This window comes from Streptomyces sp. NPDC050504 (genome assembly GCF_044458065.1).
Taxonomy (GTDB): domain Bacteria; phylum Actinomycetota; class Actinomycetes; order Streptomycetales; family Streptomycetaceae; genus Streptomyces.
On the sequence record NZ_JBITHO010000004.1, the window covers coordinates 289,934 to 311,843 of the forward strand.

The following is a 21,910-nucleotide window of genomic DNA, read 5'->3' on the forward strand; positions in this document are numbered from 1 at the left end:
CGGCTCTGAGCCGGAGATTAGCGGCCCGGGGCGGCCGTGTGGCGGTGAAGAGATGCGCGTCACGTCTCAGATGACGGACATCACACTGGTACGGCTCATCAGGCGGCACGCACCGCGTACTTGAGCACCTTCTCGCCCAGCAGCTCCTCCACCTCGTCGAGGAGGACGAGGGCTTCGCGGGAGACCTCGGTGGCCTTGCGGCACTTGGTCATCTCGCGCGTGATGTAGCCGACGACGGTGCTCTCGACCCAGGCGAGCTGGCCGCCGACGAGCAGCGGCAGCGGGTCGTCCGCGGGGGCGCCGGTCTCCTCGCGGAGCACCTCGGTGATGTTCCGCTGGACCTCCTCCTGGACGTACAGCAGCCGGGCCCTGAGGGTGGGCGCGTCGTCGATGACCCGCATGAAGGCGTCGAAGCCGTCCATCAGTCCGTACGCGGGCGAGACGGCGCCGATGCCCGCGCGCAGCTCCCGCAGGACGGCGTCGGCGGCCGACTCGCCCTTGTCGCGGCCCCGGACGAACCGGGCGAGGCGCAGGGAGACGCCCTCCATGCGGTCCAGGAAGAGGTCCTCCTTCGCCGGGAAGTAGTTGTAGACGGTGTTGACCGAGACGTCGGCGGCGTCCGCGATCTCCGCGATGGTCACCGTCACGAAGCCGTGTTCCAGGAAGAGCCCGGTCGCGATGTCCGAGATCCGCTGTTTCGTCTGCCGCTTCTTGCGCTCTCTCAGTCCTTCGGCCATGCCGTCATCCTAGGCCCGCTGAAATTTTGGAGGCATTGCAAATTTTCAGTGATTCTGTTTTTGTATCGGCCATGGCAATCATCAGCACGGCCGGGCTCGCCCGGACCTTCCAGACCAGGAACGGCCCCGTGGCGGCGGTCAGGGGCATCGACCTGACCGTCGCGCCCGGCGAGATCCTGGGCTTCCTCGGCCCCAACGGCGCGGGCAAGACCACCACGCTGCGGATGCTCACCACGCTCCTCGCCCCCACCGGCGGCGCGGCCACGGTCGCGGGCCACAACCTGGTCGCCGACCCCGCAGCCGTACGGCAGAAGATCGGTTACGTCGCCCAGTCGGGCGGCGTCGACCCGAGCGAGACCGTCCGCTCCGAGCTGATCGCGCAGGCCCGCCTCTACCGGCTGACGAAGGCCGAGGCCGCCGCGCGCACCGAGGAGCTGGCCCGCGACCTCGGCCTCACCGAACTGCTGGAGCGCAGGACCGCAGCGCTCTCCGGCGGCCAGCGGCGCAGGCTCGACATCGCGATGGGGCTGCTGCACAGGCCCGCCGTGCTCTTCCTCGACGAGCCGACCACCGGGCTCGACCCGGGCAGCCGCGCTGACCTGTGGGCGCTGGTCCGGCGGCTGCGCGACGACCACGGCACGACCGTCTTCCTGACCACCCACTACCTCGACGAGGCCGACGCGCTCGCCGACCGGCTGGTGGTCGTGGACGAGGGCGCGGTCGTCGCCGACGGCGCGCCCGCCGAACTGAAGGAACGGCACGGCTGCGACACGCTCCAGGACGCGTTCCTCGCCATCACCGGGCGCGGCCCGGCCCCCGTGGACACCGCCCCCGTCGCCGTCTGACGCCCCCGCACCCACACACGAGGTCTCCCCATGCTGCTCCACGACGTCCGGCTGCTCTTCGGCCGCTACATCCGGCAGACCCTGCGCTCGAAGTTCCAGATGCTCTTCGGCGTCCTGATGCCGCTGCTCTACCTGCTCTTCTTCGGCCCGCTGCTCACCGACCTGCCGCTCGGCGCCGCCGGCGACTCCTGGCAGGTCCTGGTGCCCGGCCTGCTCCTCCAACTGGGCCTCTTCGGCGCCTCGTTCAGCGGCTTCCACCTCATCCTCGAACAGAGCTGGGGCGTCGTGGAGCGGATGCGCGTCACGCCCGTCAGCCGCCTCGCGCTGCTGCTCGGCCGGGTGCTGCGGGACGCCGCGCTCTTCGTCTTCCAGTCCGTGCTGCTGGTGCTCGCGGCACTGGCGATGGGGCTGCGCGCGCCGCTCGCCGGGATCCTGATCGGCTTCGCGTTCGTGGGCCTGCTCACGGTGTCGCTCTCCTCGCTCTCGTACGTACTGGCGATGAAGGTGCGCACGCCGCAGGAGTTCGGGCCGATGGTCAACAGCATCGCGATGCCGTCGATGCTGCTGTCCGGGCTGATGCTGCCGATGGCGCTGGCGCCGGGCTGGCTGGACGTCCTCTCGCACCTGACGCCGTTCAGGTACCTGGTGGACGCGGTGCGCGACGCGTACGTGGGGCACTACGCGACGGCCTCGATGCTGTACGGGACGCTGGTCGCCGCGGGCTTCACGCTGCTGGCCGTGGTAGCGGGGACGCGCGTGTTCCGGGCGACGGGTGCGTAGGACCCGTAGGCGCGCCGCGGCCGTGCCCGGCGCCGTGGCTACTCTGGGCGCATGGTCAATCTGACGCGCATCTACACCCGTACCGGCGACCAGGGCACCACGGCCCTCGGAGACATGAGCCGCACCGCCAAGACCGACCTGCGGATCTCGGCGTACGCCGACACCAACGAGGCGAACGCGGTCATCGGCACGGCGATCGCACTCGGGCAGCTCGACGAGGAGGTCGTGAAGGTCCTGGTCCGGGTCCAGAACGACCTCTTCGACGTGGGCGCCGACCTGTCGACCCCGGTCGTCGACGACCCGAAGTTCCCGCCGCTGCGGGTCGAGCAGTCCTACGTCGACAAGCTGGAGGCGGACTGCGACCGCTTCCTGGAGCAGTTGGAGAAGCTGCGCTCCTTCATCCTGCCCGGCGGCACGCCCGGCGCCGCGCTCCTGCACCAGGCGTGCACGGTGGTGCGGCGCGCCGAGCGGTCCACGTGGGCGGCGCTCGAAGTGCACGGCGAGACGATGAACGCGCTGACGGCGACGTACCTCAACCGGCTGTCCGACCTGCTGTTCATCCTGGCCAGGGCGGCCAACAAGGAGGTCGGCGACGTGCTGTGGGTACCGGGCGGCGACCGCTAGCCCCTGCCGGGGGGCGCCTGGTGCGGGAGCGCGGCGCCGGGCGTGCCGCAGGCGAAGGGCGGCGCCCCCGGGCAACGGCCCCCGGGGGCGCCGCCCCCCTCAGCCGCGCTCCACCCGCACCGGCTCCCGCTCCCCCGCACCGAGGCCCGCCCCCGGGCCCCCGCCCCCGCTCCCGCGCTTCGGGAACAGCGTGTAGCTCCCCGCGATCACGAGGTTGATGCCCACCACCCACCCCATCTTCTGCTGCCACGCCCGCAGCGAGGACACGTCCCCGTCCCCGCCCACGTACCAGATCGCCGCCTGGAGCAGCCCCGCCGCGACCCCCGCCGCGACGATCCACCGCGCCGCCACCCGCCACTCGTGGACGGCCCGCGCCATCCCGTACTTCGGCGGCCTCACCGGCGGCGGTCCGCCCGCGAAGCGGTGGGCGAAGCGGGCGTCCACCCACTTGATCGTGGAGTGCCCGAGCCCCACCGTGAAGCCGATGTACACCGCCGCGAGCCCGTGCTTCCAGTCGGGCGTCGCGCCGTTCTTCAGGTCGACCGCAGTCACCACCAGCAGGACCACCTCGACGAGCGGCTCGCACAGCAGCACCGCCACCCCCGCGCGCGGCATCTTCGCCACGTACCTGAGTGCGAGCCCGCCCAGCAGCAGCACCCAGAACGCGACCTCGCAGATCACGATCAGCGTGACGATCACGGCACCTCTCCCTTCGTTCCCCCGTCTGCCCCTCCAGACTCCCGCCCGCCCCGGTCCCCCGCGTCGTCGCCGATGACGAATCGGCACTGCATCCTTCGATGTACTGGCAGCTCAGCCCCGCCGGGGAGGTCCCGCCGGGCACCGGCCGTGTTGGATGGGGACGTGCTCCTCGACACCCGCCCGCACCGCGACGACTTCCTCATCGCGGCCCTCGGCCTGTCCAGCGGCGTCCTGCTGTGGTCGCTGGGCCTGCACATGCAGAACGCCCGCTCCACCCCGGACGTCTGGCTCGCGCTGGTCCCGCTGGCCGTCATGTCGGCGCTGGAGCTGCTGCGCAGGTCGCACCCGCAGTTCGCGCTCGCGGCGGGGACCCTCGCACTGGTCGGCGACCAGCTGACAGTCGGCAGCCTGTCGACGGTCGCGATGTTCACCGACCTCGTCTACGCCGGGGTGCTGTACGGCACCCCGGCCGCCGCCCGCCGCATCCCGGTGGCCACCTTCCTGGTGAGCGTGGGCATCACGATCGGGCTCCTCGCCTGGTTCCAGAAGGCCGAGGCGCTGCTCGTCGGGATCGTGGCGGGCCTGGTCTTCTTCGGCTCGGCGCTCACCGGCGCCGCCGTGCGCAACCACCGCGACGCCGCCGAGGCGGCCGGGCTGCGGGCCGAACAGACCGCGCTGCTCGCCGAGATGGACCGTACGCAGGCCGTCGTGGCCGAGCGCGCCAGGATGGCCCGCGAACTGCACGACATGGTCGCGAACCACCTCTCCGCCATCGCCATCCACTCCACCGCCGCGCTCTCCCTCGACGATCCGGGCACCACCCGCGACGCGCTGGGCGTGATCCGGGAGAACAGCGTCCAGGGCCTGGCGGAGATGCGCCGGCTCATCGGTCTGCTGCGCGACAGCGGCGGCGACCTGGAGCCGAGCGCCGCCCCCACGCTCGCCGGCCTCGACGCACTGGTCGAGCAGAGCCGCGCGGGCGCCGCGTCCACCGGCCTGGAGTTCACGCTCGCCGACGGGCGCACGGGCCGGGGCAGGCTCCCGGCGCCGGTCGAGCTGGCCGCGTACCGCATCGTCCAGGAGTCCCTGACGAACGCGCTCAAGCACGCCTCGCCCGGCGAGGTGCGGGTCGCCCTGGAGCACACGGGGCCGCTGGTGACCGTCGAGGTCACCAGCCCGTACGGCCACCGTCCCGGCCCGCGCGCGCCGGGCTCGGGCGCCGGGCTCGTCGGCATGCGGGAGCGCGTCGCGCTGCTCGGCGGCACGCTCGAAGCGGGCCCGGTGGCCGACGGGGACGGCGCGGCGCACACGATCTGGCGGGTACGTGCCGAACTGCCCGTGACCGAAGGAGAGAAGCGAGCATGACGATCCGGGTACTGGTCGCGGAGGACCAGAGTGCCGTCCGCGCGGGCCTCGTGCTGATCCTGCGCAGCGCGCCGGACATCGAGGTCGTCGGCGAGGCGGCCGACGGCGTGGCGGCGGTGGAGCTGGCCCGCGAGCTGCGCCCCGACCTGGTGCTGATGGACGTGCAGATGCCGCGCCTCGACGGGGTGTCGGCGACCCGGCAGGTGGTCGAGGAGCGGCTGGCGGACGTCCTCGTACTGACCACCTTCGACCTGGACGAGTACGTCTTCGGGGCGCTGCGCGCGGGCGCTTCGGGCTTCCTGCTGAAGAACGCCGAGGCCCAGGACCTGATCGAGGGCGTACGGACGGTGGCGCGCGGCGAGGGGATGATCGCGCCCGCCGTGACCCGGCGGCTGATCGCGGAGTTCGCCGCGCCGCGGCCCGCGCGGCCCGGACCGGCGCCGGACCTCTCGGTGCTCGACCCGCTGACGCGGCGCGAGCGGGAGGTGCTGGCCCGCATCGGCCAGGGGCTCTCGAACGCGGAGATCGCCGTGGCGCTGGACATGGCGGAGGCGACGGTAAAGACGCATGTGAGCAGGCTGCTGGGGAAACTGGAGCTGCGTTCGAGGGTGCAAGCGGCCGTGTTGGCGCAGGAATTGGGGATCTGAATCTTTGGTCCAGACCTCTTGACGATTGGTCCAGACCTTCCTAGTCTCACCGCACATGACACTGCGATGAGCACGCCATGACAACCCCGATCAACCCCCGTGTGCTCAGGGCGACGCAGGGTCGGCAGTACAGGAACCACTCCCCCGTACCGACGTACAGGAACCCCCGTACCGACCCCCGACCGACCCCGTACCGACACCCCCCGTCGGACCTCACTCAGGGAGCACCCTTGAGACAGAGAACGAAAGCAGTGGCGGGTCTCTCCGCGCTGCTCCTCCCCCTCTCGGCCATGGTCGGCCTCGCCACGCCGGCGCAGGCCGGCCCGGCGGCCGCGGCCGCTGCGGCCACCGCCACCGCGACCTTCACCAAGACGTCCGACTGGGGCAGTGGCTTCGGCGGCAACTGGACCATCAAGAACACCGGCACCACGGCCATCAGCTCCTGGACCGTCGAGTGGGACTTCCCCACGGGCACCAAGGTCGCCTCCGGCTGGGACGCCACCTTCACCAACTCGGCCAACCACTGGACGGCCAAGAACGTCGGCTGGAACGGCACGATCGCCCCCGGCGCCACCGTCTCCTTCGGCTTCAACGGCACGGGCCCCGGCAATCCGTCCGGCTGCAAGCTCAACGGCGGCTCCTGTGACGGCGACACCCAGCCCGGCGACGCGGCCCCCTCCGCGCCCGGCACCCCGGCCGCCTCGAACATCACCGACACCTCGGTGAAGCTCGACTGGTCGGCCGCGACCGACGACAAGGGCGTCAAGAACTACGACGTGCTGCGCGACGGCGCCAAGGTCGCCACGGTCACCGGTCTCACCTACACCGACCAGGGCCTGACCAAGGGCACCGACTACTCGTACGCGATCCAGGCGCGCGACACCGCCGACCAGACGGGCCCCGCGTCCGGCTCGGTCAAGGTCCGCACCACCGGCGGCGGCGGCCCCACCGACCCGCCCGGCGACCAGATCAAGATGGGCTACTTCACCAACTGGGGCGTCTACGGGCGCAACTACCACGTGAAGAACATCGCGTCCTCCGGCTCCGCCTCGAAGATCACGCACATCAACTACGCCTTCGGCAACGTCCAGGGCGGCAAGTGCACGATCGGCGACGCCTACGCGGACTACGACAAGGCGTACGGCGCCGACCAGTCCGTCGACGGCGTCGCGGACACCTGGGACCAGCCGCTGCGCGGCAACTTCAACCAGCTGCGCAAGCTCAAGGCCAAGTACCCGAACATCAAGGTCCTCTGGTCCTTCGGCGGCTGGACCTGGTCCGGCGGCTTCGGTGACGCGATGAAGAACCCGGCCGCGTTCGCCGACTCCTGCTACAAGCTGGTCGAGGACCCGCGCTGGGCCGACGTCTTCGACGGCATCGACCTGGACTGGGAGTACCCCAACGCCTGCGGTCTGTCCTGCGACACCAGCGGCCCGGCCTCGTTCAAGAACATGATGCAGGCGATGCGCGCCAAGTTCGGCGCCAACAACCTGGTCACCGCGGCCGTGACGGCCGACGCCTCGACCGGCGGCAAGATCGACGCCGTCGACTACGGGGGCGCCGCGCAGTACATGGACTGGTTCAACGTCATGACGTACGACTTCTTCGGCGCGTGGGCCAAGAACGGCCCGACGGCCCCGCACTCCCCGCTGAACGCGTACCCCGGCATCCCGCAGGCGGGCTTCAACTCCGCCGAGGCGATCGCCAAGTTCAAGGCGCAGGGCGTCCCGGCGAAGAAGCTCCTGCTCGGCATCGGCTTCTACGGCCGCGGCTGGACCGGCGTCACCCAGAAGGAGCCGGGCGGCACGGCGACGGGTCCGGCGCAGGGCACGTACGAGGCGGGCATCGAGGACTACAAGGTCCTCAAGGCCAGCTGCCCCTCCAACGGCACGGTCGCGGGCACGGCGTACGCCCACTGCGGCACGAACTGGTGGAGCTACGACACCCCGGCCACGATCATCGCCAAGATGAAGTGGTCGAAGGACCAGGGCCTGGGAGGCGCGTTCTTCTGGGAGTTCAGCGGCGACACCGCGAACGGTGAGCTGGCGACCGCGATCGACACGGGCCTGAAGCCGTAACGAGGCCCGCGGCGAAAAACGGCCGGGTAGACGGGACCGCCCCCCGTCTACCCGGCTTCTCCGCGTGCGCGGCGGGCGGGAAGAGGGCGGGGTAGTCGCGCGTACGTTCACCTGCGGGCCGGTGGGGGCACACGCACTGAACGTGCCGGGTACGGCGGACCACCTGGGGGCGCGGGGAACTGCGCGAGGGTGGGGCAGATGCCGCGCGTACCCTGCGCAAAGGGGGCCCCTGGGACAACGCCCCGGCTACGCGACGTTCACGCGCTGGCCGGGCGGCGCCGCCTCCAGCCACGCCAGGAACCCGGTCAACGCGTCCTCGCTCATCGCGAGTTCGAGCCGCGTCCCCCGGTGCACGCACCCCAGCACGACCGCGTCGGAAAGGAGCGCCAGCTCCTCCTCGCCCTCGGGCGTACGACGCGCCACGACCTCGATCGCGGACCGTTCCAGGACCCGCCGCGGCCGGGCCGAGTACGAGAAGACCCGGAACCAGGCGATGCGGTCGCCGCTGTACCGCGCGACCCCGTACACCCAGCCCTTGCCCGAGGGATCGGGCGCCTCCGGGACGTCCCACCGGAGGCTGCAGTCGAAGGTGCCGCCGGAGCGCTGGATCAGCCTCCGCCGCAGTCCGAACAGAAACAGTCCGACCGCCACCAGTGCGACGACCAGGCCGCTCACAAGCAGAGCGAGGAACATCTCCACCGACCTCCTCGCAACGTCCAGTAACGAAAAACGACCTGTACGACAGCACTTCGAACAACTGCACCTGCATTGCCTCAGCCGCGGCACGCCCCGGAAAATTCCGGACCGTGCCGCGGCTGAGGTCGAAACGTCTCTCGCAGCGGCGCGCTAGCGCACCGCCACCGCACGCAGCCGTACATCGGCGCGCCGCTCGGCGGCGGCGTCCGAATCCGACTTCGCGCGCTCCAGCGCACGCTCGGCGCGCTGGGCGTCGATCTCGTCGGCCAGCTCGGCGATCTCCGCCAGCAGCGACAGCTTGTCGTCGGCGAAGGAGATGAATCCACCGTGCACGGCCGCGACGACGGTTCCGCCCTCGCTCGTACGGATGGTCACCGGGCCCGACTCCAGCACACCGAGCAGCGGCTGGTGACCGGGCATGACGCCGATGTCGCCGGACGTGGTACGGGCGACGACCAGGGTGGCCTCGCCGGACCAGACGCTACGGTCCGCGGCGACCAGCTCGACGTGCAGCTCAGCAGCCAAGGTTGGCTCCTCGGGTCACCACCCGGCGGTAGTGCCGGGTGTTGGGACAATTCTAGGGGGCGTACGGAGAGGGGCGGGACACACCCCCGCGGGCGGCGCCCGCCCCTCTCCTCATGAGCACGGGGCTCAGGAGACGCCGAGCTCCTTGGCGTTGTTCTTCAGGTCCTCAAGGCCACCGCACATGAAGAAGGCCTGCTCCGGGAAGTGGTCGAACTCGCCGTCGCAGATCGCGTTGAACGCGGCGATCGACTCGTCGAGCGGCACGTCCGAACCGTCCACGCCGGTGAACTGCTTGGCGGCGTGGGTGTTCTGCGACAGGAAGCGCTCGACGCGACGGGCACGGTGGACGACGAGCTTGTCCTCCTCGCCCAGCTCGTCGATGCCGAGGATCGCGATGATGTCCTGGAGGTCCTTGTACTTCTGGAGGATCCCCTTGACGCGCGTGGCGGCGTCGTAGTGGTCCTGCGCGATGTAGCGCGGGTCCAGGATGCGGGACGTGGAGTCCAGCGGGTCCACGGCCGGGTAGATGCCCTTCTCCGAGATCGGACGGGAGAGCACCGTCGTCGCGTCGAGGTGGGCGAAGGTGGTCGCCGGCGCCGGGTCCGTGAGGTCGTCGGCGGGGACGTAGATCGCCTGCATCGAGGTGATCGAGTGACCACGGGTCGAGGTGATGCGCTCCTGGAGGAGACCCATCTCGTCGGCCAGGTTCGGCTGGTAGCCCACCGCGGAGGGCATGCGGCCGAGCAGGGTCGAGACCTCGGAACCGGCCTGCGTGAAGCGGAAGATGTTGTCGATGAAGAACAGCACGTCCTGCTTCTGCACATCGCGGAAGTACTCCGCCATGGTCAGACCGGCCAGGGCCACGCGCAGACGGGTGCCCGGGGGCTCGTCCATCTGGCCGAAGACCAGCGCGGTCTTGTCGAGAACGCCGGCCTCCTCCATCTCGACCATGAGGTCGTTGCCCTCACGGGTGCGCTCGCCGACGCCCGCGAAGACGGAGACACCGTCGTGCAGCTTGGCCACACGGACGATCATTTCCTGGATCAGAACGGTCTTGCCGACACCGGCGCCACCGAACAGACCGATCTTTCCACCCTTGACGTACGGGGTGAGGAGGTCGACGACCTTCAGGCCGGTCTCGAACATCTCGGTCTTCGACTCGAGCTGGTCGAAGGCCGGGGCCTTGCGGTGGATGCCCCAGCGCTCGGCGTCCGCGACGACCGACTGGTCGGCGTTGAGGACCTCGCCCAGGGTGTTGAACACCCGGCCCTTGGTGACGTCACCGACGGGCACCGAGATGGCCGCGCCCGTGTCGGTCACCGGGGCCTGGCGGACCAGGCCGTCGGTGGGCTGCATGGAGATGGTGCGGACCACGCCGTCACCGAGGTGCTGCGCGACCTCGAGGGTCAGCGTCTTCCTGGCGCCCTGCTCGGCCGGGTCGTCGACCTGGACGTGCAGCGCGTTGTAGATGTCGGGCATCGCGTCGACGGGGAACTCCACGTCGACGACCGGGCCGATGACCCGGGCGACGCGGCCCGTAGCCGTGGCCGTCTCAACAGTGGTCGTCATTACTTGTCACTCCCCGCGGTCGCGTCGGCCAGGGCTGCGGAGCCACCGACGATCTCGCTGATTTCCTGGGTGATTTCGGCCTGTCGGGCCGCGTTGGCAAGTCGGGAGAGGTTGGTGATCAGGTCTCCCGCGTTGTCGGTCGCCGACTTCATCGCGCGCCGCGTGGCGGCGTGCTTCGAAGCGGCCGACTGCAGCAGCGCGTTGTAGATGCGGCTCTCGACGTAGCGCGGCAGGAGGGCGTCCAGGACGTCCTCCGCCGACGGCTCGAAGTCGTACAGCGGACGGAGCGCGTCCGTCTCGCCGGCCTCCTTCGCGACCTCGTCGAGGCTGAGGGGCAGCAGCCGGGCCTCGACCGCGGTCTGCGTCATCATCGAGACGAACTCGGTGTAGACGATGTGGAGCTCGTCCACACCACCCTCGGCCGTGTCCTTCTCGATCGCCTCGATCAGGGGCGCCGCGATCTTCTTGGCGTCCGCGTACGTGGGCTCGTCAGTGAAGCCGGTCCACGAGTCGGACAGCTTGCGCTCGCGGAAGCTGTAGTGCGCGATGCCGCGCCGGCCGACGATGTACGTGTCGACCTGGCGGCCCTCGGCCTCCAGCTTCGCGGTGAGCTGCTCCGCCGCCTTGATGGCGTTGGAGTTGAAGGCGCCGGCCAGACCGCGGTCGCTCGTGAGGAGCAGGACCGCGGCGCGGGTCGGGTTCTCCGCCTCGGTGGTCAGCGCGTGCTTGTCACCGGCACCGGTCGCGACCGCCGTCACCGCGCGGGTGAGCTCGGTCGCGTACGGCGTCGACGCCTGCACCTTGCGCTGCGCCTTGACGACGCGCGAGGCGGCGATCATCTCCATCGCCTTGGTGATCTTCTTCGTCGCGGTGACGGATTTGATGCGACGCTTGTAGACCCGGAGCTGCGCTCCCATGAGTCAGGTCCCTTCCGTCGTCACTTCGAGACGTTGACGGCGGGCGCGTCTTCGCCGAGCAGCTTGCCGTCAGAGGTCTCGAACTGCTTCTTGAACTCCGCGATGGCGTCACCGACGGACTGCAGGGTGTCGTCCGACATCTTGCCGCCCTCACGGATGGAGCTCATCAGACCCGAGTGGCTCTGCTTCAGGTAAGCGAGCAGCTCCGACTCGAAGCGACGGATGTCGGCGACCGGGACGTCGTCCATCTTGCCGGTGGTGCCGGCCCAGACGGAGACGACCTGGTTCTCGGTCGGCATCGGCTGGTACTGAGCCTGCTTCAGCAGCTCGACCATCCGCTGACCGCGCTCCAGCTGCGCCTTCGACGCGGCGTCCAGGTCGGAACCGAAGGCGGCGAACGCCTCCAGCTCACGGAACTGGGCGAGGTCCACGCGGAGGCGGCCGGAGATCTGCTTCATCGCCTTGTGCTGCGCGGAACCACCGACTCGGGAGACGGAGATACCGACGTTCAGCGCGGGGCGCTGACCGGCGTTGAAGAGGTCCGACTCCAGGAAGCACTGGCCGTCGGTGATGGAGATGACGTTGGTCGGGATGAACGCCGAGACGTCGTTGGCCTTGGTCTCGACGATCGGCAGACCGGTCATCGAGCCCGCGCCCATGTCGTCGGAGAGCTTCGCGCAGCGCTCCAGCAGACGGGAGTGGACGTAGAAGACGTCACCCGGGTAGGCCTCGCGGCCCGGCGGACGGCGCAGCAGCAGCGACACGGCGCGGTAGGCGTCGGCCTGCTTCGACAGGTCGTCGAAGACGATCAGGACGTGCTTGCCCTGGTACATCCAGTGCTGGCCGATGGCCGAGCCGGTGTACGGCGCCAGGTACTTGAAGCCGGCCGGGTCGGAGGCCGGAGCCGCGACGATGGTCGTGTACTCCAGCGCGCCCGCCTCCTCCAGCGCGCCGCGCACGGACGCGATGGTGGAGCCCTTCTGGCCGATGGCGACGTAGATGCAGCGGACCTGCTTGTTCACGTCGCCCGAGCGCCAGTTGTCGCGCTGGTTGATGATCGTGTCGACGGCCAGGGCGGTCTTGCCGGTCTGGCGGTCGCCGATGATCAGCTGACGCTGGCCGCGGCCGACCGGGGTCATGGCGTCGACGGCCTTGTAGCCGGTCTCCATCGGCTCGTGGACCGACTTGCGCTGCATGACGCCGGGCGCCTGCAGTTCGAGGGCGCGGCGGCCCTCGGTCTCGATCTCGCCGAGGCCGTCGATCGGGTTGCCGAGCGGGTCGACGACGCGACCGAGGTACTTGTCGCCGACACCGACGGAGAGGACCTCGCCGGTGCGCTGCACCGACTGTCCCTCCTCGATACCGCTGAACTCACCGAGGACGATCGCGCCGATCTCGCGCTCTTCCAGGTTCAGCGCGAGACCGAGAGTGCCGTCCTCGAACTTCAGCAGCTCGTTCGCCATGGCCGAGGGAAGACCCTCGATCTTCGCGATGCCGTCGCCGGCCAGGCTGACCGTACCGACCTCCTCGCGCGAGGCCGCGTCCGGCTTGTACGCCTGGACAAAGTTCTCCAGCGCGTCCCGGATCTCCTCCGGCCGGATCGTGAGCTCCGCCATCTGGGTTCCCTGCTCTCCTTGTTGGGCCCGAAGTTTTCTAGGGGTCTGGGGGCGACCCCCAGTAATCCTCTGCACGGCCCAACCGGGCCGCAGTTCATGCTTGTTCAGTTGGTGGCTGTCAGCCGGCCATGCGGCGGGTCGCCTCGTCGAGGCGGTCCGCGACGGTGCCGTTGATCAGCTCGTCGCCGACCCGCACCGAGATCCCGCCGAGGACCGCGGGGTCCACGTCGAGGTTGAGGTGCATCTGGCGGCCGTAGACCTTGGCCAGCGCGGCGCCGAGGCGCTGCTTCTGCTGGTCGGTCAGCGGCACCGCCGAGGTGACGACGGCCACCATGCGGTCCCGGCGCGCCGCGGCGAGCCTGGACAGGGAGTCGAGTCCCGCTTCCAGGCTACGTCCCCGGGGCTGGGCCACAAGACGGACGATGACGCGCTCGGTGACCTGGGCGGCCTTCCCGCCGAGCAGGCTGCGCAGCAGCTCGCCCTTGGCGGCGGAGGTGGCCGTCTTGTCGGTGAGCGCGGCGCGCAGCTCGGTGCTGGACTCGACGATGCGGCCGAACCGGAAGAGCTCGTCCTCGACGTCGTCCAGGGTGCCGGACTTCTGCGCGGCGGTGAGGTCGGCGGTGTCCGCCAGCTCCTCGATCGAGTCGACCAGGTCGCGCGGCGCGGACCAGCGCGACCTGACCATGCCGCTGACGAGGTCGGCGGTCTCGCCGCCCACCTGTCCGCCCAGCAGGCGCTGGGCGAGCTCGGCCTTGGCCTCGCCGCTCTGCGCCGGGTCGGTCAGGACCCGACGCAGCGAGACCTCGCGGTCGAGCAGCGCGGTGACGGCGGCCAGCTCCTCGGCGAGCTTCGCCGCGTCGACCGAGGTGTTGTCGGTCAGTGCGTCGAGGCGCTCGCGCGCGGCAGCCAGTGCCTCGCGGCTCGCTCCGTTCATCGGGCAGCCCCAGCCTTCTCGGTGTTCGAAGCGCTCGCCTCAAGCTCGTCGAGGAAGCGGTCGATGGTCCGGCTCTGGCGGGCGTGGTCCTCAAGGGACTCGCCCACGAGCTTGCTCGCCAGGTCGGTGGCGAGCTTGCCCACGTCCTGACGGAGGGCGGAGGACGCGGCCTTGCGGTCGGCCTCGATCTGAGCGTGACCGGCGGCGACGATCTCCTCGCGCTGCCGCTGGCCTTCCGCCTTCATCTCGGCGACGATCGCGACACCCTGCTCCGTCGCCTCCTGGCGGAGACGCGCGGCCTCGTGACGGGCCTCGGCGAGCTGGGCCTTGTACTGCTCCAGCACGCTCTGGGCCTCGACCTTGGCGGCGTCGGCCTCTTCCATGCCACCGACGATCGCCTTCTGGCGCTCTTCGAGAACCTTGTTGATGTTCGGGATGAGCTTCTTCCAGAAGACGAAGAAGACGATGGCGAAGGCGATGGTGCCGACGAGCAGTTCGGGTCCCGGCGGGATGAGGGGGTTCTGCTCTTCCCCCGACGCCAGCTCTACCAGCGCGTACACATCAGTGCCTTTCGTCGAACGGGGCTATTCGTCTGCGGCGATCAGGAGCCGTAGACGAACGGCATGACGATGCCGATGAGGGCGAGCGCCTCACAGAAGGCGAAGCCGAGGATCTGGTTGGCACGGATCAGGCCGGCGGCCTCGGGCTGACGGGCCAGCGCCTGGGTGCCGTTGCCGAAGATGATGCCGACGCCGACGCCGGGGCCGATGGCGGCGAGACCGTAGCCGATGGAGCCGAGGGCCTTGATGTCACCCTGGAGCTCAGCGAGGTTCGTGAGAGCGGACATGCCGGTTCTTCCTTCTCTTTCACGGACCGGTGGGGGTTGGCCACCGGACGTCTGTTGGTTTGGAGGGGGAGGCTCAGTGGTGCTCTGCGAGCGCGCCCTGAACGTAGGTGCAGGCCAGGAGGACGAAGACGTACGCCTGGACGGCCTGCACGAAAAGCTCGAAGAGGATCATGACCATGGTCATCACGAACGAGACGCCCGCGGCCGGGATCATCCAGCTGTTCAGCAGGTACCAGCTGGAGACCGTGAACATCACGAGGAGCAGGTGGCCCGCGAACATGTTCGCGAAGAGTCGCACCGCGTGCGTGAAGGGGCGGACCAGGACGTTCGAGAAGAACTCGATGGTCATGACCAGCGGCAGGACACCGCCGAGTTCCTTGTCGTAACCCGTGATGTTCTTGAAGCCGCCCACGAGGCCGTGCTTCTTGAAGGTCAGCGGCAGCCAGATGAAGTACACGATCAGCGCGAGGACCATCGGATAGGCGATGACCGAGCTGACGGGGAACTGGGCCAGCGGAATCACGGACCAGATGTTCATGATCCAGATGAAGAAGAACAGCGACACCATGACGGGGACGTACTTCTCGCCGTCCCGCTTGCCGAGCGTCTCGTACACGATGCCGCGGCGCACGAAGTCGTAGCCGGCCTCACCGATCAGCTGCAGCTTCCCCGGGACCACCTTCGACTTGCCGAAAGCGGCGTAGAAGAAAGTGATGACGATCAACGTGGTGAGCAGCGCGAGCAGCATCACCTTGTTGAACTCGAACCCGCCGACGGTGAACATCGGCTTGAAGAGGAAGGAGTGCAGGCCAGGAGCCGGGAATCCACATCCGTTGTCGGACAGGATGCGGCAGCTCCAGTCAAAGGCGAGCTCGGTCTGTTCAGCACTCACCGCGGGCTCCTTCAGCGTGGCGCATAGGTACGGCAACCTCGTTGTGTCGGCGCGGCATGGAGCCGCAGTTCGGCACTGGACTGGTGTAACGGGTAATGGGGCGGCAGTCAGGCAGTGAGCCTCGCGATTGAGCAGGCGTCAGCTCAAGTGCCTGTGCCCGCAGTGCCGCAGTTGGCACCGGACGATAGCAGGATCTCGAACGCGCACTTATACCGCCCCTACCCTTCACGTCGACGAGCCCGTCTTCTCGGGCTTCTCGCCCTTGGCGGACTCGGGTTCGACGTACAGGATCTTGGCCTTCATGTGCGACCGGGCCTGAGCGGCGATCCACACGAGCGTCGTCGCGAGCAGAGTGATCGCGAAGCACTTGGGATTGAAGAGGTCGGTGTCCTTGAACATCCCGACGAACACGAAGAGCAGCAGCAGCTGGGTCGTGTAGAGCATCAGCCCCATCGCCTGGAACAGCTGCGGCAGGGACTTCGCGGTGCGCTGGAGCACCAGCAGGCCGATCCCCATGAAGAGGATCACCACCACGGTCCCGACGACAGCACCGAGTGCACCCTTGCCACCGGCGATGCCCGCGCTGATCCCGGCGGCGACGGCGCCGGCGGCAGCGGTGGGTACGGCGGTTTGCAGAAGAGTGCGCGCGTCGTTGGACGGCATGGCGGCAGCTCCGCTCGATGGTGGGGGCAGTGGTGTCGTCATGGACGAGCGTAGGCCCGGCTCCGAGGTGTGTTCTCGGACCGATTGACCGTCGCACTACGGTCTTCGGCTCTGTCACCGGGTCTCGTGAACCGTATCACAAACTATTTGATGAGGTCTTTACCAAGAAAGTGTGCTTACGGTCACACATGAGAGTGAACGCGCACGTGTGTGCACGCGCGAGCGGCTCTTTGTCTGGTAATGGACACCGACATCCTAAATCGTCAGCGCGACGAACCGGCCTTCCGCCGGTCGGGGAAGCGGGAACGGGGGCCCACGGCGGTCGCTCCGTTGACGCCCGCAGCCACCGGAGTGCGCTCCTCCGGCTCCTCCTCGACCTCCCCCGTCCCATCCGTCACATCGGCCCCAGCAGCCCCGGAGACGGCCTCCTGGGCGTCCGTGGGGCGCCGGTAGCGCGGCGGCACGAAGGACTCGGCCCAGCGGGGCGCGCGCGGGGTGAAACGCGGCAGCAGGAGCAGGACGAGACCCACCGCGCTGAGCGCGACGACGACCAGCACGATCCACATCGACGCCGAGTGCACCGAATAGGCGACGACGCCGAAGGCGATCAGCGCCGACCAGAAGTACATGATCAGCACGGCCCTGCTGTGCGAGTGGCCGATCTCCAGGAGCCGGTGGTGCAGGTGGCCCCGGTCGGCGGCGAACGGCGACTGGCCGTTCCAGGTGCGGCGCGCGACCGCGAGCACCAGGTCGGCGAACGGGATCGCGATGATCGTCAGCGGCAGCAGCAGCGGGATGAAGACCGGCAGCGCCGCGTGGGTGGCCTCGCGGGTCGAGCCCTCGAAGATCCGCAGGGCGTCGGGGTCGACCTGGCCCGTGACCGAGATCGCGGCGGCGGCCAGCACCAGGCCGATCAGCATCGAGCCCGAGTCGCCCATGAAGATCCTGGCGGGGTGCATGTTGTGCGGCAGGAAGCCCATGCACATGCCCATCAGGATGGCGGCGAAGAGGGTGGCGGGGGCGGCGGCCTCGATGCCGTACGAGTACCAGATCCGGTACGCGTACAGGAAGAACGCCGAGGACGCGATGTAGACCATGCCCGCCGCGAGGCCGTCGAGGCCGTCGACGAAGTTGACCGCGTTGATGGTGATGACGACCAACGCGACGGTGAGCAGGGTGCCCTGCCACTGCGTCAGGGCGACCGTGCCGACGCCGGGGATCGGCAGCCAGAGGATCGTGAGGCCCTGCATGACCATGACGCCCGCGGCGATGAACTGGCCGCCCAGCTTGATCAGCGCGTCGATCTCGAACTTGTCGTCGAGGACGCCGATCAGCCAGATCAGCGCGGCGCCCGAGAGCAGGGCGCGCGGCTCGTTGGAGAGCTCGAACACGCTGTTGAGGTTGGCCAGGTGGTCGGCGACGACCAGTCCGGCGCAGAGCCCGAAGAACATGGCGATTCCGCCGAGCCGCGGTGTCGGTTCGCGGTGCACGTCGCGCGCGCGGATCTCCGGCATGGCGCCGGCCGCGATGGCGAACTTCCGAACCGGCCCGGTGAGCAGATACGTCACCGCAGCCGTGACACAGAGCGTCAGCAGATAATCACGCACGGGCTGCCCCACAGATCTCGCCGGCTGTCTCAGCCCCACACCCTAGCTTCGTTCATCACGTGCTTGAGGACATGCGGGTACGGGCGATGGTTGCACGAACCGCCGCCGGGTCTAACGGGGCGGGTGATCGTGAGCCAACTCCCTGACCGCCTCGCGGACGTCCGGCTGCCGCTCCAGGGCCGCCCTGAACAGGCCCGCGACGCGCGCCATCGCCTCCTGCCCCATCCCCTGCGTGGTGACCGCGGCGGTGCCCAGCCGGATGCCGCGCTCGTCCCCGTACGGCAGCGCGCAGGTGTCCAGGACCAGCCCCGCGGCGGCCAGCAGCCCGCGCGCGGCAGGGCCGTCGAAGCCCAGCGGGCGCGGGTCGGCGGTGATCAGGTGGGTGTCCGTGCCGCCGGTGGTGACGGCGAAGCCCTCGGCGGCGAGCCCCGCGGCCAGCACGCGCGCGTTGTCGACCACCTGATGGGCGTACGCGGTGAAGGCCGGCGTCGCCGCCTCCCCGAAGGCCACCGCCTTCGCCGCGATCGTGTGCATCTGGGCGCCTCCTTGCGTGAACGGGAAAACGGCGCGATCGATGCGCTCCGCCAGCTCGTCGCCGCACAGGACCATGCCGCCGCGCGGGCCGCGCAGCACCTTGTGCGTGGTCGCGCAGACGACGTCCGCGTACGGCACCGGATTGGGCGCCGCTCCCCCGGCGACCAGGCCGATCGGGTGCGCGGCGTCCGCGATGAGATAGGCGCCCGCCTCGTCGGCGATGTCACGGAAACGGGCGTAGTCCGGATGGCGGGGGTAGCTGATCGAGCCGCAGACGATCGCCTTCGGGCGGTGCCGTCGCGCGAGCGCGCGCACCTGCTCGTAGTCGATGAGCCCGCTCTCGGCGTCGACGCCGTAGCCGACGAAGTCGAACCAGCGGCCGGAGAAGTTGGCGGGCGAGCCGTGCGTGAGGTGTCCGCCGTGCCGCAGGCCCATGGCCAGGACGGTGTCCCCGGGGCGCAGCAGCGCGGCGTACGCGGCGAGGACGGCGGAGGAGCCGGAGTGCGGCTGGACGTTGGCGTGCGCGGCGCCGAAGAGGGCGCGGGCGCGCTCGACCGCGATGCGCTCGGCCGTGTCGGCCAGCCCGCAGCCGCCGTGGTGGCGGGCGCCCGGGTAGCCCTCCGCGTACTTGTTCGCCAGCGGTGAGGCGAGGGCGGCGAGCACCGCGGGCGAGGTGAAGTTCTCGGCGGCGATCAGCTGGAGCGTGTCGGCCTGGCGGTCGCGCTCGGCGGCGAGGACGTCGGCGATCTGCGGATCCTGGCGGCGCAGTGCGTCGGCGCCCGTGGCGGGGGCGGGGCGAGCGGCGGCAGTGGCGGTGACCGGCATCCGGGGCTCCCAGACGGGTGGGGGCTTTCCAATGTAGGTCGGGGGCGGGGCGGGCGCGCGGCGGAGCGGGGCACGGGTGCGGGTGCGGTGTTCGGTGCGGGTGCGCGGACCGCTGCGCGGAGCCAGTCCCCTACCCTTCCCGAAACCCTGCCGGGGGCGTCAAGACTGCGCAGTTCCCCGCGCCCCTGGGCAGTACTCCGTACCGGACCGGTTCAGCACAGGCGCCCCGTCAGGGGCGCGGGGAACTGCGCGACCGGCCCACCACCGACCCGCAGGTGAGCACCCACGCCCGGCGGGCCCGCCACAAGGCACCCCGCCCCCGCGACGGCGTTACTCCGTGCCCACGCCCGTCAGGGCCGTCACCACGGGGTCCAGCGCCTGGTTGATCTCGTCGCCGACCGAACGGAAGAAGGTGATCGGCGCCCCGTACGGGTCGTACACCTCGTCCGCCTCCGCGCTGGGCGCGAGCAGCCACCCCCGCAGCGCCGCCGCCGCGCGCACCAGCGCCTGGGCGCGCTCCACGACGCCCTCGTCCCGGGGGTCGGGCAGCGTCGCCGGGTCGATGGCCCGTACGAGACGGGTGAACTCCTTCAGGGTGAAGGTGCGCAGCCCCGCCGAGTGCCCCATCGAGATGACCTGCGCGCGGTGGTCGCGGGTCGCGGTGAGCACCAGGTCCGCGCGGATGACGTGCTCGTCGAGGAGCTCGCGGCCGACGAACCCCGTGGGGTCCGCGCCGAAGTCGGCGAGCACGAGCTCGGCGTTGGCCTCCATCGGGGCGCCCTCGTGCCCCCACGTGCCCGCGCTCTCCACGATCAGGCCCCCCGCGAAGGGGTCGCCGAGGCGGTCCGCCAGGGCGTGCCGGGTCAGCCGCTCGGTGATCGGCGAGCGGCAGACGTTGCCGGTGCTGACGTGGAGGATCCGGAAGGCGCGGACGGACTCGTCCCGGCCTATGCCACGCCCCTCTTCAGGGCTGGTCAATTGGCCACCTCGAGGTCGGGCACGACCTTGCGCAGCTCCTCCGCGGAGAGCGCGCCCGCCCGCAGCAGCACCGGCACCCGGCCGGTGACGTCCACGATCGAGGACGGCACGATGCCGGGCGTCGGGCCGCCGTCGAGGTACACCGAGACGGAGTCGCCGAGCATGTCCTGCGCGGAGTCGCAGTTCTCGGGGGCCGGGTGTCCCGTGAGGTTGGCGGAGGAGACGGCCATGGGGCCGGTCTCGGTCAGCAGCTCGATGGCGACCGGGTGCAGCGGCATCCGGACCGCAACCGTGCCGCGGGTGTCGCCGAGGTCCCACTGGAGGGACGGCTGGTGCTTGGCGACCAGCGTGAGCGCGCCGGGCCAGAAGGCGTCGACGAGCTCCCAGGCGGCCTCGGAGAAGTCCGTGACCAGGCCGTGCAGGGTGTTCGGGGAGCCGATCAGGACGGGCGTGGGCATGTTGCGCCCGCGGCCCTTGGCCTCCAGCAGGTCGGCCACGCCCTCGGAGCTGAAGGCGTCCGCACCGATGCCGTACACGGTGTCGGTGGGCAGCACGACCAGCTCGCCGCGGCGGACGGCCGATGCGGCTTCGCGCAGACCGGTCGTACGGTCCGTCGCGTCGTTGCAGTCGTATCGCCGAGCCATTTAGCGGGCCTCCTCGTACACGTACACAGTGAAAGTCGTCATTACGGCAGCGCCTTGCGTGCCGTCGCGAAGCGCGGGCGGTTGTTCAGGTCGGGGTGGTCGGCCGCGTCCGCCCAGCCGGACTCCTCGTTGAAGATCCACGGCACCTGGCCGCCCTGGGTGTCGGCGTGCTCGATCACGACGAGGCCGCCGGGCCGCAGCAGCCGGTGCGCGGTGCGTTCGATGCCCCGGATGAGGTCGAGGCCGTCCTCGCCGGAGAAGAGCGCCATGTCGGGGTCGTGGTCGCGGGCCTCGGGGGCGACGTACTCCCACTCGGTGAGCGGGATGTACGGCGGGTTGGAGACCACCAGGTCGACCTGGCCGTCCAGCTCGGGCAGCGCGGTGCGGGCGTCGCCCTGGTGGACGGTGACGCGCGAGCCCTCGGCGTTCTTGCGGGTGTACGCGAGGGCGTCGTCGGACAGCTCCACCGCGTGCACCCGGGAGCGCGGGACCTCCTGGGCCATGGCGAGCGCGATGGCCCCCGAGCCCGTGCAGAGGTCGACGATCAGCGGCTCGACGACGTCCATGGCGCGCACGGCGTCTATGGCCCAGCCGACGACCGACTCGGTCTCGGGGCGGGGCACGAAGACGCCGGGGCCCACCGACAGTTCCAGGTAGCGGAAGAACGCGCGCCCGGTGATGTGCTGGAGCGGTTCGCGCGCCTCGCGGCGGGCGACGGCCTCCCAGTAGCGGGCGTCGAAGTCGGCGTCCTTGACGTTGTGCAGCTCCCCCCGCTTCACGCCGTGCACGAACGCGGCGAGCTCCTCCGCGTCGAAGCGCGGTGAGGGCACGCCGGCGTCGGCCAGCCGCTGGGTGGCCTGGGCCACCTCGGCAAGCAGCAGGTTCACG

General features: G+C 70.2%; 23 protein-coding genes. 6 read left to right on the forward strand and 17 right to left on the reverse strand.

Annotated features, from left to right (window positions below; all coding sequences use genetic code 11):
* Nucleotides 1-98 precede the first annotated feature (98 nt).
* Entirely contained in the window at nt 99-737 is a 639-nt protein-coding gene (locus ACIBNE_RS16595) for a TetR/AcrR family transcriptional regulator (RefSeq protein ID WP_399272034.1), read from the reverse strand.
* Between the two features lie 71 nt (nt 738-808).
* Between ACIBNE_RS16595 and ACIBNE_RS16600 the strand changes: the two genes are divergently transcribed.
* From ACIBNE_RS16600 to ACIBNE_RS16610, 3 genes are read left to right on the forward strand one after another with little or no spacing between them, the layout of a single operon-like run.
* Nucleotides 809-1,582: an ABC transporter ATP-binding protein gene (locus tag ACIBNE_RS16600; RefSeq protein WP_399272035.1), complete on the forward strand. Its 774-nt coding sequence runs from the start codon at nt 809-811 to the stop codon at nt 1,580-1,582.
* Between the two features lie 30 nt (nt 1,583-1,612).
* On the forward strand, nt 1,613-2,362 hold the full coding sequence (locus ACIBNE_RS16605) for an ABC transporter permease (RefSeq protein WP_399272037.1): 750 nt from the start codon (nt 1,613-1,615) through the stop codon (nt 2,360-2,362).
* A 51-nt stretch (nt 2,363-2,413) separates the two neighbouring features.
* Entirely contained in the window at nt 2,414-2,986 is a 573-nt protein-coding gene (locus ACIBNE_RS16610; protein WP_399272039.1) for a cob(I)yrinic acid a,c-diamide adenosyltransferase, read from the forward strand.
* Nucleotides 2,987-3,085: 99 nt separating this feature from the next.
* On the opposite strand, the gene ACIBNE_RS16615 is transcribed toward ACIBNE_RS16610, so the two are convergent.
* Nucleotides 3,086-3,685: a hypothetical protein gene (locus ACIBNE_RS16615; protein WP_399272041.1), complete on the reverse strand. Its 600-nt coding sequence runs from the start codon at nt 3,683-3,685 to the stop codon at nt 3,086-3,088.
* A 162-nt stretch (nt 3,686-3,847) separates the two neighbouring features.
* Here ACIBNE_RS16615 and ACIBNE_RS16620 point away from each other — a divergent pair, with 162 nt between their 5' ends.
* The 3 genes from ACIBNE_RS16620 to ACIBNE_RS16630 all read left to right on the forward strand — a co-directional run bounded on the left by ACIBNE_RS16620 (nt 3,848) and on the right by ACIBNE_RS16630 (nt 7,775).
* Nucleotides 3,848-5,050: a sensor histidine kinase gene (locus tag ACIBNE_RS16620; protein ID WP_399272042.1), complete on the forward strand. Its 1,203-nt coding sequence runs from the start codon at nt 3,848-3,850 to the stop codon at nt 5,048-5,050.
* Complete coding sequence (locus ACIBNE_RS16625) at nt 5,047-5,697, forward strand: response regulator (protein WP_399272044.1); 651 nt, start codon at nt 5,047-5,049, stop codon at nt 5,695-5,697. The genes ACIBNE_RS16620 and ACIBNE_RS16625 overlap by 4 nt, the downstream gene beginning before the upstream one ends.
* 230 nt (nt 5,698-5,927) lie before the next feature.
* The gene (locus ACIBNE_RS16630; RefSeq protein ID WP_399272046.1) at nt 5,928-7,775 is read left to right on the forward strand and encodes a glycosyl hydrolase family 18 protein; all 1,848 of its coding nucleotides are present in this window, start codon (nt 5,928-5,930) and stop codon (nt 7,773-7,775) included.
* Nucleotides 7,776-8,021: 246 nt separating this feature from the next.
* Here the strand turns inward: ACIBNE_RS16630 and ACIBNE_RS16635 are convergent, their stop codons facing one another.
* The 15 genes from ACIBNE_RS16635 to prmC all read right to left on the reverse strand — a co-directional run bounded on the left by ACIBNE_RS16635 (nt 8,022) and on the right by prmC (nt 21,909).
* Nucleotides 8,022-8,468 (reverse strand): DUF2550 domain-containing protein, encoded by a 447-nt coding sequence (locus ACIBNE_RS16635; protein WP_399272047.1) that lies wholly within the window; start codon nt 8,466-8,468, stop codon nt 8,022-8,024.
* A gap of 153 nt (nt 8,469-8,621) precedes the next feature.
* Nucleotides 8,622-8,996 carry a F0F1 ATP synthase subunit epsilon gene (locus ACIBNE_RS16640; RefSeq protein WP_399272049.1) on the reverse strand — a complete coding sequence of 125 codons (375 nt, stop codon included), beginning with the start codon at nt 8,994-8,996 and terminating at the stop codon, nt 8,622-8,624.
* Nucleotides 8,997-9,122: 126 nt separating this feature from the next.
* Nucleotides 9,123-10,565 (reverse strand): F0F1 ATP synthase subunit beta, encoded by a 1,443-nt coding sequence (atpD, locus tag ACIBNE_RS16645; RefSeq protein ID WP_399272051.1) that lies wholly within the window; start codon nt 10,563-10,565, stop codon nt 9,123-9,125.
* Complete coding sequence (locus ACIBNE_RS16650) at nt 10,565-11,482, reverse strand: F0F1 ATP synthase subunit gamma (protein ID WP_399272053.1); 918 nt, start codon at nt 11,480-11,482, stop codon at nt 10,565-10,567. The genes atpD and ACIBNE_RS16650 overlap by 1 nt, the downstream gene beginning before the upstream one ends.
* A gap of 20 nt (nt 11,483-11,502) precedes the next feature.
* Nucleotides 11,503-13,098, reverse strand: a complete 1,596-nt coding sequence (atpA, locus tag ACIBNE_RS16655) for a F0F1 ATP synthase subunit alpha (RefSeq protein WP_399272055.1) — start codon at nt 13,096-13,098, stop codon at nt 11,503-11,505.
* 118 nt (nt 13,099-13,216) lie between these two features.
* Complete coding sequence (locus ACIBNE_RS16660; protein WP_399272057.1) at nt 13,217-14,032, reverse strand: F0F1 ATP synthase subunit delta; 816 nt, start codon at nt 14,030-14,032, stop codon at nt 13,217-13,219.
* Nucleotides 14,029-14,592, reverse strand: a complete 564-nt coding sequence (locus ACIBNE_RS16665; RefSeq protein WP_399272059.1) for a F0F1 ATP synthase subunit B — start codon at nt 14,590-14,592, stop codon at nt 14,029-14,031. Before ACIBNE_RS16665 ends, ACIBNE_RS16660 begins: the two co-directional genes overlap by 4 nt.
* Nucleotides 14,593-14,633: 41 nt before the next feature.
* On the reverse strand, nt 14,634-14,879 hold the full coding sequence (gene atpE / locus ACIBNE_RS16670) for an ATP synthase F0 subunit C (protein WP_399272060.1): 246 nt from the start codon (nt 14,877-14,879) through the stop codon (nt 14,634-14,636).
* A gap of 73 nt (nt 14,880-14,952) precedes the next feature.
* Entirely contained in the window at nt 14,953-15,723 is a 771-nt protein-coding gene (gene atpB, locus ACIBNE_RS16675) for a F0F1 ATP synthase subunit A (RefSeq protein WP_399272943.1), read from the reverse strand.
* A gap of 273 nt (nt 15,724-15,996) precedes the next feature.
* Nucleotides 15,997-16,434, reverse strand: coding sequence for a hypothetical protein (locus ACIBNE_RS16680; RefSeq protein ID WP_399272062.1), 438 nt, complete (start codon nt 16,432-16,434; stop codon nt 15,997-15,999).
* Between the two features lie 263 nt (nt 16,435-16,697).
* Nucleotides 16,698-18,041 (reverse strand): MraY family glycosyltransferase, encoded by a 1,344-nt coding sequence (locus ACIBNE_RS16685; RefSeq protein ID WP_399272064.1) that lies wholly within the window; start codon nt 18,039-18,041, stop codon nt 16,698-16,700.
* A 111-nt stretch (nt 18,042-18,152) separates the two neighbouring features.
* The gene (gene glyA / locus ACIBNE_RS16690) at nt 18,153-19,400 is read right to left on the reverse strand and encodes a serine hydroxymethyltransferase (RefSeq protein WP_399272066.1); all 1,248 of its coding nucleotides are present in this window, start codon (nt 19,398-19,400) and stop codon (nt 18,153-18,155) included.
* A 330-nt stretch (nt 19,401-19,730) separates the two neighbouring features.
* On the reverse strand, nt 19,731-20,378 hold the full coding sequence (locus ACIBNE_RS16695) for a protein-tyrosine-phosphatase (RefSeq protein ID WP_399272068.1): 648 nt from the start codon (nt 20,376-20,378) through the stop codon (nt 19,731-19,733).
* Nucleotides 20,375-21,022, reverse strand: a complete 648-nt coding sequence (locus tag ACIBNE_RS16700) for an L-threonylcarbamoyladenylate synthase (RefSeq protein WP_399272071.1) — start codon at nt 21,020-21,022, stop codon at nt 20,375-20,377. Before ACIBNE_RS16700 ends, ACIBNE_RS16695 begins: the two co-directional genes overlap by 4 nt.
* Before the next feature lie 41 nt (nt 21,023-21,063).
* Entirely contained in the window at nt 21,064-21,909 is an 846-nt protein-coding gene (prmC, locus tag ACIBNE_RS16705; RefSeq protein ID WP_399272072.1) for a peptide chain release factor N(5)-glutamine methyltransferase, read from the reverse strand.
* Nucleotide 21,910: the final 1 nt, after the last annotated feature.

Excerpts from the sequence above, each read along its gene's own strand:
- ACIBNE_RS16595 (WP_399272034.1), bottom strand. The coding sequence starts at position 737 with ATGGCCGAAGGACTGAGAGAGCGCAAGAAGCGGCAGACGAAACAGCGG.
- ACIBNE_RS16600 (WP_399272035.1), top strand. The coding sequence starts at position 809 with ATGGCAATCATCAGCACGGCCGGGCTCGCCCGGACCTTCCAGACCAGG.
- ACIBNE_RS16605 (WP_399272037.1), top strand. The coding sequence starts at position 1,613 with ATGCTGCTCCACGACGTCCGGCTGCTCTTCGGCCGCTACATCCGGCAG.
- ACIBNE_RS16610 (WP_399272039.1), top strand. The coding sequence starts at position 2,414 with ATGGTCAATCTGACGCGCATCTACACCCGTACCGGCGACCAGGGCACC.
- ACIBNE_RS16625 (WP_399272044.1), top strand. The coding sequence starts at position 5,047 with ATGACGATCCGGGTACTGGTCGCGGAGGACCAGAGTGCCGTCCGCGCG.
- ACIBNE_RS16635 (WP_399272047.1), bottom strand. The coding sequence starts at position 8,468 with ATGTTCCTCGCTCTGCTTGTGAGCGGCCTGGTCGTCGCACTGGTGGCG.
- atpD (WP_399272051.1), bottom strand. The coding sequence starts at position 10,565 with ATGACGACCACTGTTGAGACGGCCACGGCTACGGGCCGCGTCGCCCGG.
- ACIBNE_RS16650 (WP_399272053.1), bottom strand. The coding sequence starts at position 11,482 with ATGGGAGCGCAGCTCCGGGTCTACAAGCGTCGCATCAAATCCGTCACC.
- atpA (WP_399272055.1), bottom strand. The coding sequence starts at position 13,098 with ATGGCGGAGCTCACGATCCGGCCGGAGGAGATCCGGGACGCGCTGGAG.
- ACIBNE_RS16660 (WP_399272057.1), bottom strand. The coding sequence starts at position 14,032 with ATGAACGGAGCGAGCCGCGAGGCACTGGCTGCCGCGCGCGAGCGCCTC.
- atpE (WP_399272060.1), bottom strand. The coding sequence starts at position 14,879 with ATGTCCGCTCTCACGAACCTCGCTGAGCTCCAGGGTGACATCAAGGCC.
- ACIBNE_RS16680 (WP_399272062.1), bottom strand. The coding sequence starts at position 16,434 with ATGCCGTCCAACGACGCGCGCACTCTTCTGCAAACCGCCGTACCCACC.
- glyA (WP_399272066.1), bottom strand. The coding sequence starts at position 19,400 with ATGCCGGTCACCGCCACTGCCGCCGCTCGCCCCGCCCCCGCCACGGGC.
- ACIBNE_RS16700 (WP_399272071.1), bottom strand. The coding sequence starts at position 21,022 with ATGGCTCGGCGATACGACTGCAACGACGCGACGGACCGTACGACCGGT.